The organism is Pseudomonas sp. AC016, from assembly GCF_979253365.1.
This window is the reverse complement of the sequence record NZ_CEEDCC010000001.1, coordinates 2,902,843-2,916,695: the sequence shown is the minus strand read 5'-3', so window position 1 is coordinate 2,916,695 and position 13,853 is coordinate 2,902,843. Positions and strand designations below refer to the sequence as shown.

The 13,853-nt window shown below is 53.3% G+C and carries 14 protein-coding genes; 9 read left to right on the top strand and 5 right to left on the bottom strand.

Annotated features, from left to right (window positions below; all coding sequences use genetic code 11):
• Positions 1–86 precede the first annotated feature (86 nt).
• The gene (locus tag AC0IXS_RS13195; protein ID WP_004880456.1) at positions 87–380 is read left to right on the top strand and encodes a hypothetical protein; all 294 of its coding nucleotides are present in this window, start codon (positions 87–89) and stop codon (positions 378–380) included.
• Between the two features lie 133 nt (positions 381–513).
• On the opposite strand, the gene AC0IXS_RS13190 is transcribed toward AC0IXS_RS13195, so the two are convergent.
• On the bottom strand, positions 514–1,725 hold the full coding sequence (locus AC0IXS_RS13190; RefSeq protein WP_471824843.1) for an MFS transporter: 1,212 nt from the start codon (positions 1,723–1,725) through the stop codon (positions 514–516).
• A 180-nt stretch (positions 1,726–1,905) separates the two neighbouring features.
• Between AC0IXS_RS13190 and AC0IXS_RS13185 the strand changes: the two genes are divergently transcribed.
• Both AC0IXS_RS13185 and AC0IXS_RS13180 read left to right on the top strand, forming a co-directional pair.
• Complete coding sequence (locus tag AC0IXS_RS13185) at positions 1,906–3,246, top strand: aminotransferase-like domain-containing protein (protein ID WP_471824841.1); 1,341 nt, start codon at positions 1,906–1,908, stop codon at positions 3,244–3,246.
• A 307-nt stretch (positions 3,247–3,553) separates the two neighbouring features.
• Positions 3,554–4,321 (top strand): C1 family peptidase, encoded by a 768-nt coding sequence (locus AC0IXS_RS13180; RefSeq protein ID WP_057409679.1) that lies wholly within the window; start codon positions 3,554–3,556, stop codon positions 4,319–4,321.
• A gap of 49 nt (positions 4,322–4,370) precedes the next feature.
• Here the strand turns inward: AC0IXS_RS13180 and AC0IXS_RS13175 are convergent, their stop codons facing one another.
• Both AC0IXS_RS13175 and AC0IXS_RS13170 read right to left on the bottom strand, forming a co-directional pair.
• Positions 4,371–4,814, bottom strand: a complete 444-nt coding sequence (locus tag AC0IXS_RS13175) for a DUF805 domain-containing protein (RefSeq protein WP_081021774.1) — start codon at positions 4,812–4,814, stop codon at positions 4,371–4,373.
• Positions 4,815–5,238: 424 nt separating this feature from the next.
• The gene (locus AC0IXS_RS13170; RefSeq protein WP_471824837.1) at positions 5,239–5,805 is read right to left on the bottom strand and encodes a DUF6630 family protein; all 567 of its coding nucleotides are present in this window, start codon (positions 5,803–5,805) and stop codon (positions 5,239–5,241) included.
• 556 nt (positions 5,806–6,361) lie between these two features.
• Between AC0IXS_RS13170 and AC0IXS_RS13165 the strand changes: the two genes are divergently transcribed.
• The 4 genes from AC0IXS_RS13165 to AC0IXS_RS13150 all read left to right on the top strand — a co-directional run bounded on the left by AC0IXS_RS13165 (position 6,362) and on the right by AC0IXS_RS13150 (position 9,806).
• Positions 6,362–6,946 (top strand): hypothetical protein, encoded by a 585-nt coding sequence (locus AC0IXS_RS13165; protein WP_244652896.1) that lies wholly within the window; start codon positions 6,362–6,364, stop codon positions 6,944–6,946.
• A gap of 502 nt (positions 6,947–7,448) precedes the next feature.
• Entirely contained in the window at positions 7,449–8,219 is a 771-nt protein-coding gene (locus tag AC0IXS_RS13160; protein WP_471824835.1) for an SDR family NAD(P)-dependent oxidoreductase, read from the top strand.
• A gap of 294 nt (positions 8,220–8,513) precedes the next feature.
• On the top strand, positions 8,514–9,266 hold the full coding sequence (locus AC0IXS_RS13155; protein WP_122689405.1) for a methyltransferase domain-containing protein: 753 nt from the start codon (positions 8,514–8,516) through the stop codon (positions 9,264–9,266).
• A 192-nt stretch (positions 9,267–9,458) separates the two neighbouring features.
• On the top strand, positions 9,459–9,806 hold the full coding sequence (locus tag AC0IXS_RS13150; protein WP_471824833.1) for a barstar family protein: 348 nt from the start codon (positions 9,459–9,461) through the stop codon (positions 9,804–9,806).
• Positions 9,807–9,940: 134 nt separating this feature from the next.
• On the opposite strand, the gene AC0IXS_RS13145 is transcribed toward AC0IXS_RS13150, so the two are convergent.
• Positions 9,941–10,306, bottom strand: a complete 366-nt coding sequence (locus AC0IXS_RS13145) for a histone-like nucleoid-structuring protein, MvaT/MvaU family (protein WP_029244415.1) — start codon at positions 10,304–10,306, stop codon at positions 9,941–9,943.
• A 226-nt stretch (positions 10,307–10,532) separates the two neighbouring features.
• Here AC0IXS_RS13145 and AC0IXS_RS13140 point away from each other — a divergent pair, with 226 nt between their 5' ends.
• Both AC0IXS_RS13140 and AC0IXS_RS13135 read left to right on the top strand, forming a co-directional pair.
• Positions 10,533–11,354 (top strand): SDR family oxidoreductase, encoded by an 822-nt coding sequence (locus AC0IXS_RS13140; RefSeq protein WP_471824831.1) that lies wholly within the window; start codon positions 10,533–10,535, stop codon positions 11,352–11,354.
• Between the two features lie 237 nt (positions 11,355–11,591).
• Positions 11,592–11,843, top strand: a complete 252-nt coding sequence (locus AC0IXS_RS13135) for a hypothetical protein (RefSeq protein WP_069142739.1) — start codon at positions 11,592–11,594, stop codon at positions 11,841–11,843.
• 523 nt (positions 11,844–12,366) lie between these two features.
• Here AC0IXS_RS13135 and AC0IXS_RS13130 read toward each other — a convergent pair.
• Positions 12,367–13,185: a PDZ domain-containing protein gene (locus tag AC0IXS_RS13130; protein WP_471824829.1), complete on the bottom strand. Its 819-nt coding sequence runs from the start codon at positions 13,183–13,185 to the stop codon at positions 12,367–12,369.
• Between the last annotated feature and the right edge of the window lie 668 nt (positions 13,186–13,853).

Sequence of the window (13,853 nt, the reverse complement as noted above, 5' to 3'; positions counted from 1 at the left end):
GGTGTAGTCGAACCGTCGACACGGGGAACGACCCGCTGCGCTTGTACGTCAGACCTGTATCGACTCACTTGAAAAGGTACAGCTCAATGGACAAGACGATCACCGTGGACCAACTGGCGACCACCGACCTCTCGTCAATCAATGAGATCTGGCTCGGCGGGACGCACACCCAACTGTGCCTGTGGCGTGGCGAACAGATCGTCACCCACGACATGCTCAGCGAAGGCACTCACGATCAGAACGCCCGACGCCTGTGCCTGCAACTGGTCAACCCTGACGATCAGGCGGCGGTGGCCAGCGTCGAGGTGATCGTGCGTGAGCGGCTGGAAGGGAGAGAGGGCGAGTTTTATCCGGCTGAGGATGTGGATACATATCAGTGAATACTTTGATGACCCACGAAATCAGCGGGGACCTACGAGTTGGCGAGGCGTAGCACCCGGCAAGGTGCTTCTCGTCACTGAGCAAGGCTCTTCCCCAATACGTCATGACGGGATTTAGCTCAAGCCAGCCCATTCATAGACCGGTTTCCTTAACAGTGCGCTCATATGCCTCCCTGTTGCTAAGGGAAACAAAGGTGGCGACCAGCAGCGTCAGGGACAGGGTGATACAAATGATATTGGTGCCACTCCAACCCACGTAGCCGAGCAACAGTGAAGGTGAAAACGCACCCAGCGTTGCGCAAATGGCAATCGCCAGATCGTTCTTTCCCTGCACTCGGAAAGCTTGGGGAGTGTTGGCCAGAGATTGTGCTAGCAGGGCACCACCGCCTACATAAGTCAGGTTCCAGCCAAGCCCCAGAATGATCAGTGAGAGCGTCATGGCTCCGTAGCTGCTTGAACCAAGATTGACCGCCGCACAGACGGTCAGCATGACCAGTCCGGAACAGATCGTCAGTTTGATGCCAAGCCTTTGAATGATCGCCCCGGTCACGAAGGAAGGGGCGAACATGGCGATGACATGCCACTGGATAGCTAGTCTGACGTCCGAGAAGTCGTGATGCGTATGCTTCATGTGCATGGAGGCCTGAATCATCAGCACATTCATGATCCCGTATCCCAACGCGGCCACAGCCATGGCGATCACTATCACGCTGCCCAAGGGCTTATTCTTTCCTTCCGCTTTAGCTTCAGATGCATGACTTGTGCGAGTCGCTGAAGAGTCGCCGGGCAGACACAGGGTTATCAGCGCCGAGACGAGGGCGAGGCCTATGAATGAGGCGTAACAGAGTGAGAAAGCCTGAAAGCCGTTCAGATCCCTCAGCAGTTCAGTTAGCGCCGGTCCCGCTACTGCTGCGATAACGCCCCCCGCCACTACCAGTGACAGGGCTCTGGGTTTGAGCTTCTGATCGAGGTTGTCGGTTGCCGCGAATCGGTTGAAATTAGCAACGGCAATATAAATACCCAGCGCGGAATGGCTGATGATCAACAGGAAAAAACTGTTCGCCTGAACCCCGCAGTAGCCAGCGATACCGGATAGCGCCAATGGGATTGTACCCAGCAGAAAGCATCTTTTTCTGCCCAGGCGGCTCATCAGCCATGAAGCAGGGTAAGTCGCCACCAATACGAACAGAAACTGAAAGCCATAGGGTACGGTAGACAGGATCAGCGTCGGTGCCAGCAACGAGCCGACGATGGCCGCCATTGTTACCGACATGACAGCGGTCGTGAGGTTAATGGACTGGGCCGCGAAGTACAGGTATGTCCTGGGTGGTAACTGATCAGTCATAGGGCGGTCGAGTTCTCTTGATGTGGCAGTCGATGGTTCATTGCATGTCGTCGCATTGGGATGCACTTGCTTCGATCACGTCATGAATATTCCCATTGGCGAGGCCTCTAGAGACGCACAGTGGATCTGTTTTTCGATCAACTGTTAGACTCATTTTCCTAACAGTTCTGTGGCCCCGTCATGCTCCCCGATAGCTTTTACGACACCCTCAAGCAGCGGCTCAGGGCTGGCGACTGGTCGTCTGGAGAGCGTTTGCCTTCAATCCGGAAACTGGCTTCCAGCGCCGGAGTGAGCTACCACAACGTGGTCTCGGCCTATGGGCGTTTGGTGAGTGAAGGTCTGTTGGCTTCGCAGCCTGGGCGCGGTTATTTCGTCGTTCACGGCGGGGAGCCGGGTAGGGTGTGGCGAGAGCCTGAATGCACGGTTGGTGATCCGCTCTTCAGGCTTCTGCAGGCCGGCCCGACCTACACGAAGCTAGGCTGCGGGTGGCTGCCTCCGGCATGGCGGGATACGGCGCTATTGGCCAAAGCCATTCGCAGAACGGCGCGTCTGGAGCAAAGTTCTTTGGCGGAGTACGGCGACATCCACGGATTCCTGCCATTACGAAAACAGCTTTGCGTTCTGTTGAAAGGTCTCACTCGCATAGACATTCGCCCTGATCAAATATTGACCACTCTGGGTGCTACGCAGGCGCTTGATTTGATCGCTCGGTTATTGATCAAGCCGGGCGATCACGTTTTCGTCGACGAACCGGGAAACGGTAACCTGATCAAACTGATTCAGCTTGCTGGCGGTCATGCGGTAGGTATTCGACGGACCCGGGAAGGTCCTGATATCGAGGAAATGAAGCGTTATCTGCTCACTCATTCGGTCAAAGCGTTTTTCTGCAACAGTACCTTCCATAACCCCACTGGCGGCAACATCAGCCCGCACAACGCTTTCAACGTCTTGCGCCTGGCCGTCGAGCACGATTTCTTTGTCGTTGAAGACGACGTCTACGGTGATTTCAGCCCTACGGCTCGGCAGACATTTGCAGAGTTGGATAACCTGGATCGCGTCATCTACATCGGCAGTTTTTCCAAGTGCCTGTCGGCATCACTGCGCGTGGGTTACATCGCCTGCGCGCAAGCGTTGATCGAGCCATTGGTTCGTTTGAAACTGCTGACTTGCGTGGCCGTCCCTGCTTTTTGCGAGCGGTTCGTGAACACCATTCTGGCCGATGGCACTTACGCTGGGCACATGAAGAACGTCCAGCAGAAGCTCGTGACCCAGCAGACTCTGACCCAGAGGTGTCTGCTCAAGCAGGGCTGGCAGTTCGAAATAGCACCGGAAGGCGGCATGTTCATATGGGCGCGCCATCCGGAGATTTCTGATACGCAGGACTTCGTGAGCAAACTCGAAAAACAAAAAATCCTGTTGATGCCGGGCTCATCATTTTCGGTGACGCGAGATTATCGAGATTTCATTCGCCTCAACTGCTCGCATTTTTCAGCGACGCTGGAGAGCCATTTCTCAGTGTGATGTGTTGCGGCACGGGTAGGGGTTCTAACTATGCAGGTGCGCATCGCATTTTTCAGTAGCGCTTTATACATAAAATAATTACCCATCTTATTGCATTTATAATGTGTCACTTTGATATTGTTTTGTGGGCTTGCCAAAAAGCCCGTCTAAATAAATCTTCATCCTTCCCCACAAAAAACTGATGTCTGATTAATAAGCTGAACAGCAAGCCAATGGCTGCCTATGAATGATGGCCATTTCCAATAAGAGTGTTTTGCTGTGCCTGATAGCTAATTAAACAGCCTGCTTTCAAGTGGAGAAGTAAACGATGACGTATACCGTAAAACAGTACGGCTGGATTCGTGACGTACCGGATCATCGAGATCATCTGTACGCCGCGCCCGTCGAGCAGTTGGCCTCGCTTCCACGTCATGTGGATCTGCGTCCTCATTGCCCCAATATCTACGATCAGGGCCAGTTGGGCAGTTGCACAGCGAATGGTATTGCAGCTGCCATTCAGTTCGATCGCATGAAACAGAAGCTTGTCCCCGCGTTCACGCCGTCCCGGTTGTTCATCTATTACAACGAGCGTGTCATCGAGCACACCGTGGAGTCGGACAGCGGTGCAATGATTCGTCACGGTATCAAAAGCGTTGCCGAGCAAGGCGACTGCGATGAAGCTGAATGGCCGTACGACATTACCAAATTTACTGTCAAGCCCACCAAATCCTGCTACGCCCACGCCAAGCGGTACAAGGCTGTCTCCTACCAGAAAGTCGCCCAGAACCTGAACCAGATGAAAGGGTGTCTGGCCGCTGGATATCCTTTCGTCATAGGTTTTGGCGTCTATGAAAGCCTCGAAAGCGATGAAGTCGCCAAGACAGGCATTGTCCCGATGCCAGCCCCCAACGAGAAATTGCTCGGCGGCCATTGTGTGCTCGCGGTGGGCTACGACGATGCGAAACAGGTCTTCATCATGCGCAACTCCTGGGGCGTCAAATGGGGCATGCATGGCTACTTCACCATGCCGTACAGCTACCTGATGGACCCGAATCTTGCATCGGATTTCTGGACGATCAGGATTGTCGCGGCGTAGTACCGAGGCAGAAGGTGTGGTCAGCGATCACACCTTCAGCAGGCGCTTTTTACTTGGGACTGGGGCCGAATCGATTGCCGTCGCGTTGTCCTTCCTGGCAACTGAATATGAGAGGGACTATCGGTACCAGCATCCACCAGCCACTGCGATCAGTGTCATGAAGCCTGCGAACGCCTACGGCGAGCCCTGGAAGGAAGACCGCGATGGAATAGAGGGCGGAGATCAACTGGTCAGTGCCCAAGAAACCATCGAGAAAACCGAGGACTATGGATATCAGGAGGTTTATCAAAAAAAACGTCCAGAATTCTTGTCTGCGCGCTCTGCCTTCAAAGACGGCATATTTCCTCAAGACTTCAAAATACCAGAATGTCGATTCTGGAGCATTTGATAACACCGCGCCTGGTGTCCATATGATATCTCTCGATGCATTGCAGTGCGAGCAGGTATCCCCTTTTTCAGTCAGTTCCTTTGCGCAGTTGTGACAAAACGCCATGTCATTCCTTGTTGATTTGAATTGGTGTGTTTATATAAAACTCAGGTTGCTAGGTGTCTCGATGAAAGGGCGAAGATCCTGAAGCAAAAAAACAGAACTGCCAAGCTTGAAGTGCGTTCGTTAACAACTATGTCGACCTGGAAACAATTCGAGGCGATAATGGGTTCAAGCGCGATGGTTTGCAATTGAGCACTTTAGTCAATCGGGCAGAAACTTAAGCTCATACTATTAGACGTTTTTGAAACATGCTCTTATGAAATCGATGACCTCTCAGTTTGAGCGTCACGTGGATACAGCGTGCACGTCTATTGGGCGACCAAAACGTGGTCAATACTCTGTGGATTCAAAGGTGTCAGGGCTGGGGTACGCTACAACTATCGCCTTCCTTGGCAGCACATGTGATCAGCAGTTAACGTCGCAGTATTCAAAAGGCATCAAGCCCTGCTTTGATCCCCGCCTGCAGCGCCATTGCCACCATGCTTTCGACATCATCGGCCTCGACGATGCAGCCCACGTACTCATCGCCTCCCGTGTACACATGCAGGTAGCGTTTACCAAAGCCTGTCAGCCAGAGATCGAAATCCCCTAGCACCTGCTCAAGCGTCATTTCATGGTTTTTCTGGTAGATAAATGGTTGTTGAATCCCGCTAGCCTTGACCAGATAAGGTGCCAGAAACTCGAAACCATCGTGACTTTTCCAGTCCAGAGCCAGTAATGCCAGATGTTCCAGGCGCTGACCCTTCCCCTGATCGAGCACCCCCTCGGTCAATGCATCGGCGGGATCTTCGCCCATTCCATAACTACGCATTACCCGCCTGATAAGCCTTGCCTGCTCTTTATCGGGCATGCGATTCAGAAGGCGGTGAGCAAAAGCCTTGAGTTCAGCGCGAAAAGGATGGAGCTCACGCATGATCGCAGCATCACTCAACGGCGGCTCATCAGGCGGCGGTTGCTGGAAACGGCCGCCGAATAAACGATCGAGAATTCCCAACGGTTGTCTCCTCTTTGAATGCTCTGAAGAGCTTGCAGTGCACTTGAGGGTGCCTGTGACGTTTTCGAACGTGCTCTCATGGCGTCAATAAAAGCCCGTAGTTCGAGCGGCACATGAACGCGGTTCGGATAATACAGATAAAACCCCGAAAACTAAGGCTTCTAGGGCTCAAGCAACGGCAACAGGCGTCCACGCTCTATTTCCTCCAGAAACTGCACCTCAAACGAACAACCAATCCCGGTACCCGCTCTTATGGCGTAGATCAGCGTGTCAGCGTCATTGGTGATCAGCGGGCCTTGTGCCGGTAGGCGAAGATCCGGCCGTCGAAGTTGAGCTCCCGGCGACACGGGCTAGCAGGGTGCGCTCATGCCGGTCCGTGGGTAAGCAAAATATCTTTGAGCTAGCCAAAACGCGTTCTACACGTCAAATTCAGCAGCATTGATGATAGGGCTGTTTAGACCGTCGCTGAGTCGACGTGCGTCACTCGGTATATCTATATTATGGCGCTTGTTTTCGAACGGACAGGCTAGTTATTTCATCAGCAGGGAATGTGAAAATGAGCGAATCCAACTGTCTCCAAACCGCTGAAAATCCCACGGCGTTGAATTTTTGCAGCAGGAACTCTCTTCGCTACACAGTGCTGGTGGGGTTTGTGGCTCTGCTGACCGGTTGCGGTCAGATTTCATCCGTTCGTTCCTTTTCTACAGCGTATTCAACGCCCGAGGCCGGCGACAAAGTGAAATTGCGAGTCATTACTTTTGGAATGGTAAGAGGAATACCGAACTCTGATTGTATTGATTTTCGTTTGCCCGGAGCTGGCGTGATGGTAGTAGGTCGAGACGGTTACGCCAATCGTAATGGAGAGCGGCTTGATATGGCTCTCGAGGATGATAGCCGTATGCCGGGCGTCCGCAGTGAACTCCTGATAGCTGCTGGGCAACCAATCGCTTTTCATTACATTGGCCAGCAGTGCTACAACATGTTTTCGTTCATCCCGCAGGCTGGCGCGGAGTATCAACTGGAGGCCACGAGTGCCTACAAGTGCTCTGTCAGCTTGAGGCAAAGGGTGGTGGGCGAGACAAAAATTTCATCTGTGCGCCTCAATGAAAGTAAATTATGCAGGGTGTTGGATAATTTCTAAGTGCGGGACTTCTTCCGATCTGTCCATGAGCCCGATTTGACGATTGGCCTCTCAAACAACAAAAAATAGATGAAATGACTCTGTCACACCTCTACCGGATAGAATTCACCTGACTCAGATATGAGACCGCCTGCATGCATTGCCCCTACTGCAACTCCAATCTCGTGGACGCCGACGATGGAGCGATGCGATGTTCTTCGTCCGGAGCTTTGCTCAGTGCACCTGTGAGCAAGGTCTTTCGCCTTCGTTACAGCTTTTGCGAGACCATCAATAACCACTCCACACAGCGGGAGCCTGGTCAGTGGTTCTGTCCAGGATGTGGCATCCCGATGCCGGCAACGGGATGTCGATCATGTGGGCAACCCTTTGAACCAGCGCTTTTGCGACGTCTCGTTGAGCTCAATCCCCATGTTGGTTAACCCGGAAAGCGACCGCCCACCTGAACGTCATGCCTCGTCCCGAAGTCATAAACCTACTTCAGCCATGCTCCCCAAGGTGCCTCATGAGTTTGATACCCGAACTGAACAGCGATGCCAACGTGCTGATATGCGGAGCCAGCCGGGGTATCGGCCTGGCACTGTGCGCGGCTTTGCTTGCTCGCGATGACGTGGCTCAGGTATGGGCAGTCGCGCGAGAAGCCAGCACCTCCACAGGGCTGGCAAAGCTTGCAGAGCAATATGGCCAGCGCCTCCAGCGAGTCGACTGCGACGCGCGCAATGAACAGGCCCTCGAAGCGCTTGTGAGTGAGACGCTTGAAGGATGCGAGCATCTGCACCTCGTCATCAGTGCGCTTGGCATTCTTCATCAGGACGGCGCAAAACCGGAAAAGGGTCTGGCACAACTGACGCTCGCGAGCATGCAAGCGAGCTTCGCGACCAACACCTTTGCGCCAATCCTGCTGCTTAAACACCTGCTCCCTTTATTGCGCAAACAACCTTCCACCTTCGCGGCGCTTTCCGCGAGGGTTGGTTCTATTGGCGATAACCGACTGGGCGGCTGGTACAGCTACAGAGCCAGCAAAGCAGCGCTCAACCAGTTACTGCACACAGCCAGCATCGAATTGAAACGCCTGAACCAGGCCTCTACTGTTCTGGCCATACACCCAGGTACGACTGATACGGAGCTGTCTCAGCCATTTCAGGCGAACGTGCCTGAAGGACAACTCTTCAAACCGGCTTTCTCGGCGGAGCGCATTATCGAGGTGGTAGGAGCGCATGGGCCGGCTGACAGTGGGACTTTCTGGGATTGGGACGACAAGCCTATTGTGTGGTGAGTTATTACATTCTCGAAAACAATGTTGTGACCCGCCAGGTTCGTCATGGCTGATCGGCTGCTCGACGCATGGCTGAGATACGAGGCCCGGATTTTTTGGCCATAAGCGAACCGCGATGCGTATACACGTGCGTTAGTGAAGGATGAAGCGCTAATGGGCGCCACGGTCTAAAACGACATTGAGCATGCCCAAGGCACCGGGGTCGCAAGCTGCCGACCACGACGGGTTCCTCCGATGTGAGCGATCATCCGACCGCACCTAACATTTCTTTTCAGAACTCAGAGAGACTGGATAATGTCGATCAACCGATTCGAATTCACTACACGTTTGCTTATCGATGCGGGCGTCCAACAAGGGATGCGGATCCTGGACGTGGGCTGTGGTTCGGGTGATGTATCTTTTCTGCTGTGTGATTTGGTGGGAGGAAGCGGAGAGATCATCGGAGTTGATCATGACGCCGGTTCTGTTGCCATTGCACGCCAGCGCGCCGCAGCACATGACCATCCTTCGCTTAGTTTTTTTGAGGGCGAACTCCTGGAGCTGCAAGAGTCTATCGGTACTTTTGACGCGATAGTCGGGAGGCGCGTCCTGATGTATCAACGGGATGCGGTGGCGACCATCCGAGCATTATCGAAGTGCCTGCGCCCCGGTGGCGTCATGATCTTCCAAGAACACGATACAACGTTGGCGCCTGCCAGCCTTGATCCTTTCCCTTTGCATAAAAGAGCGCAACGCTGGATACAAGAGATGATTGCGCGCGAAGGGGCGGATCTACACATGGGTTTCAATTTGCACAGATTTTTTACCGAGGCAGGCATGACCGTTGAAAGCGTGCGGGCGGAATGCCTGGTACAGACGCCTGATGCACCCTACAGCCTTGGTGCCATTGTTCAAGCATGCTTGCCGCGCATCATTGCTCTGGGAGTGGCCAAGGCAGACGATATCGAAATCGAAACGTTGCAAGAGCGTCTGGATCAGGAGCGTTCAGCTTCTCCAGGCATCTACATCGGCGATGTGATGTTCGGGAGCTGGGCGCGGAAAGTTTGATGCTTTCAGAAGCGTAGGCGGATATGCGTGAATGAATGTCTGCAACTGGCCGATATGTGACGCTCACGAACGACGGCTTTCGGGCGGAAGCGGTCATTGCAACGTTGTTGGTAGAGGATTGGGACCTGGATGCGCAAATATGCAGCCGGCAATTGACTTCACCTAGCGAGACAGCCATATCTGATTTTCAACGTGGCGAAGGTTATTCTGAAAATGGTACAAGTGGATGCAAACCTGATTTCTGACTGGCAAACATTCCACAGTGTTTTCGCAGAACAGTTCGGCTTTCCTGGCTTCTACGGTCGCAATATGGACGCCTGGGTTGATTGTCTTTCTTACCTTGATGACCCCAGCGCAGGAATGTCGTCTATCCACGTTCAAAACGGACAAACGCTCTCATTAGTCATCGACAATGCTCAAAGCTTCAAGCGCCGCTGTCCTGAACAATTTAAAGCGCTTGTGGAATGTGCAGCTTTTGTGAACTGGCGAATGGTGGTTGCTGGCGGCGCCCCGCTCTTGGCACTTGCTTTCAACGTTTAAGTGCTCGCCCACCTCAATCCACAGGCACTTCGAATGCCACGGTGATCGAATGGGCCACCGAATTTGCGACGTTCGAGCTGAAAACCCGCTCAACAAAAAGGGCCCGTCTGGGCCCTCTTTCGGGTGAGGCTGCTTTACTTCTTCAGCCATCCCTCAACGACATCCGCACCGTGCTCTGCCTTCCATTCCTTCAAGGCCTTGTGATTTCCACCTTTGGTTTCGATCACTTCACCTGTATTCGGATTTTTGTAGACCTTTAGCTCGCGTGGTTTGCGTGTGCCTGCAGGTTTGTCTGCGCTTTGGCCACGAGCCGGTGTCTGTGGACCCAGCAGATTAATGATGTGCTTTAGGCTGAAGCCGTACTGCTCAAGCAGCTTGCGCAGCTTGGTTTCGAACTCGATCTCCTTTTTTAGTCCCTCATTGCCCTTCATCGTTTCCAGTGCCTGGAGCTGCTCGGCGAGGTGCTTTTCCAACTGGCGGTACTCTGCAAGCTTGGACATATTTTTCCCTATGAATGATCGTGTGTGGTTATTACGATCGATTGAGTCGTTTACAAGTTCAGCCTATTTCCGGGGCGTCAGTCGGCTCCTGGCGCCAACCGGTCCCATCGGATCGCTCGAATCCCGGCTACCAAATAAGGCACGGCTCACAAGCGACAGCCATGCGTAGGGCATAGACTGTTGCTGTGAGCTGTTGCACATGCGCTACGACGGAGGAGCTTCATTTATGGACAATAAACTGACATCCACAATCGCGATCATTACAGGGGCGGCTCAAGGGATTGGCGCCGCAATTGCGCGACGGTTCGTACAGGAAGGCTGCTTTGTTTACGTCACTGATGTAAACGATGTGCTCGGAAGAGCGACTGTAACGGCATTGGGAGACCGTGCCTGTTATCTGGATCTTGATGTCCGATGCGAAGAAGATTGGCAGCGAGTGACAGCGCATGTGCTGGAGGCGCACGGCCGCCTCGATGTGGTGGTGAACAACGCTGGCATTACCGGGTTTGAGGAGGGTGCCGTGCAGCACGACCCAGAGCATGCGAGTCTGAAGGACTGGCAGGCCGTGCATCGCACCAATCTCGATGGAGTGTTTCTTGGGTGCAAGTACGCCATACGTGCCATGCGCCATACCGGGGCTGGTTCCATTATCAATATTTCTTCTCGCTCCGGAATGGTTGGTATTCCTGGCGCGGCTGCATACGCTTCGTCCAAGGCCGCCGTTCGCAATCACACCAAGACGGTGGCGCTTTACTGCGCCGAGCAGGGACTGAAAGTTCGATGCAACTCGATCCACCCAGCCGCCATCCTCACCCCTATGTGGGAACCAATGTTAGGCGCTGATGCCGGTCGTGAAGAGCGAATGGCTGCACTCGTTCGAGACACTCCACTCAGAAGATTTGGACTGCCCGAAGAAGTAGCAGCGGTGGCCCTGTTATTGGCCAGCGATGAGGCTACGTACATTACCGGCAGTGAGTTCAACATTGATGGAGGTCTGTTGGCGGGGGCGGTAGCCACTCCAGTGGTATTGGATGAAAGCGAAGCCTGAGAACTGCCTGAGAGAATGGCTGCAATTGGTCGATAGCAGCCCCTCTCCGGCGATCCCTCAACGCGTTGCAGTCAGTCCTGTGTCGAAGGGGTCGTTTTCGGACATTCCACACACGGCGTGGATTGAACAGGAGCAGGTATCGGTCAGAAACCATCATTGCGATGATGTAAGACGACGCATTAAAACCCGGTATCGGCCTTTAGCTGATCGGGCACGTTGAGAAACGAGGAATAAGACATGGAATATCGGATTCAGATTGCTTCGGACGTGATCCGTGATGGATTGGGACTGGAGCTCATCAACGCTACCAATCAAATATGCGCCGAGGTCTTCAGATGTGATGCTGATAACACATTGAAAATTTCGCTATTCGCTGAGGATCTGCCATTTGTTCAGGTTGAAAAGTTAGTGCAGATCGCCCGAAAAGAATTAGCTTGCTATGAGGACGGCACACCCCTGCCCCCTGCTATCCCTCTCCAAAGCTCATAGAAAAGGCCTTCGGACAGCCCCTCCTAACCACTGCTGATCTTCAGGTGCCGGAAGGGATCGTTTCGTACACTTGGGAGACGGCGTGGTGAGCAGCGGTGGCTATCGACCCGATTCCGTTAAAGTCCGGTTTATACATATTGCGGGCAAAGGGCGAATGATGGTCCATATTCATAACATCGTGGCGTCCTGGAATCCGTTCAGTCCCATGCGCTTATGCAGTTTTCCACCATGGCTACTTGCCGTCGCGTACTGATCCATTTTTGAAGTTGGATAGGGTGAAGCTTTTAAGCGGCGAGAGAATGATCAAGCACAGAACCCCGAAACAAAAAAGCCCGCACATGGCGGGCTCTTCAAAAAATTCTTTTCGGACTGTTCAAAAAACGTCCAAACAACTAGGCGTCGTTTGAACTGGATCGTAAGACGCCCGAATTATAAGGGCTCTGCTGACGGCATGTCAGTTAGGCATACACGTGGGCATACACGGTCCAGCTCGCTATGGTTAGTAATCACTCATTTGGATGATTCATTTCCCTACCTGTACGGTCTTCAGCAAGTGGGTCCCATTTCGAATCAGAGCAAGCCTGACTGCTTGTCCCCTCCGAGCGGCGATCATTTTGGTAAAGCCCTCTTCGTTGGAGACTTTCTCACCATCAATCGCCACGAGCATATCGCCTAGCAAGACATCTGCTTTGTAAGCAGGACTGTCATCGACGATGGTCCGCACCACGACTCCTTGGTTTGTCTGCAGCAGTTGTCTTTCTAAATCGTTCAGATTGCGCACAAACACCCCGAGCCGAAACCTTCCTTTCACAAAGTAAATCGCTCCATAGTCGGATCGGTTTACAGTAATTGGTACATAAGTGGTGGTGCTCCCGTAGGTGGTAGTCGTGGCATTTCCGTAAGCAGTGACCGGGCCACCTGGGCCATAGGCATTGGCACTTCCTGAAGTGAAGGAAGTATTGGTGGTGGGAGTCGTGATCGGCATGCTTGAGGTAATGGAGCCGGTATATTTCGGTAGATATACCAGAACCAAATCTGCTCCTACCGCTTTGCCTTGCTCCAATGCGTCCTCTTCAGAAACCCTTTCTCCGCTGTTGAAGCGCGACTCGCCGATGATCACGTATCCCCGTCTCGCGTACCTGTCGACGATTTGATCGGAATCGCCGAATGCTGACCTTTCGATAAGTGGCGTCGTAGGAGGCGTCGAAGCTCGTTTTGCGGAGATCTCTTCAGGCGTTGCGCCGGAACTCGGGATATAAAACTCTTTATAGCCACTGGCGCATCCGGTCATGGCCAACATCATGGTCATTGCCAACATGGGGTAAATGGATTGCTTTCTCATACGAACCGATCCTTGCTCCAGAGACCTCATTGTCTATCTCCAGTATGGCGTAATGCTGCTATCCGATACAGGTGCATCCTCAAGCCTTGGCCTGGTGACGTGCTGCGCAACGAGACTGCAAAAAATCATGAACGAGAAAGAGCATCATTGCTGAATCTGTAATGATGGCCCGTTCTGCTGCGGATAGCTCAGGGCTGGCATTGGTCAACCGAGTCAGATGCGTCAACCTGTCAACTAACTTAAAAAACGCAGCCACTACCACGAAGGCGCGGGTTCTTCGTCCCGTATCCTTCCGAAACACCCAGGGTCCCCGCCAACCTACCGGACGATGGGAAAAGCCAGGGGGTGAACCGTCGTTCACCAGGTTCACCTGTTCACTAAGCTGACGAAACGTTAGCTACTCAAGATGCGCGGGTTCCCTGCCCCGTGTTCTTCAGATACCCCTAGGGTCCCCCGGCGGTATTCGACGCGTCAGATCGGTGCGTCATCCCCCTTCATTCCAACGAGCGCGGCTTCTCAGACGCTCAGGGCCTTGTGAGCCCGGGGTTGTACAACCATATGTCAATATCCTCGCCGGCCATCGCCGTGAGGCAACCCAAAGAGCCCACGTGGAGAACCCTCTAAACTGAGCGCTTTCCGCTGTTGGTTATGCGATCTACGGGGATCGG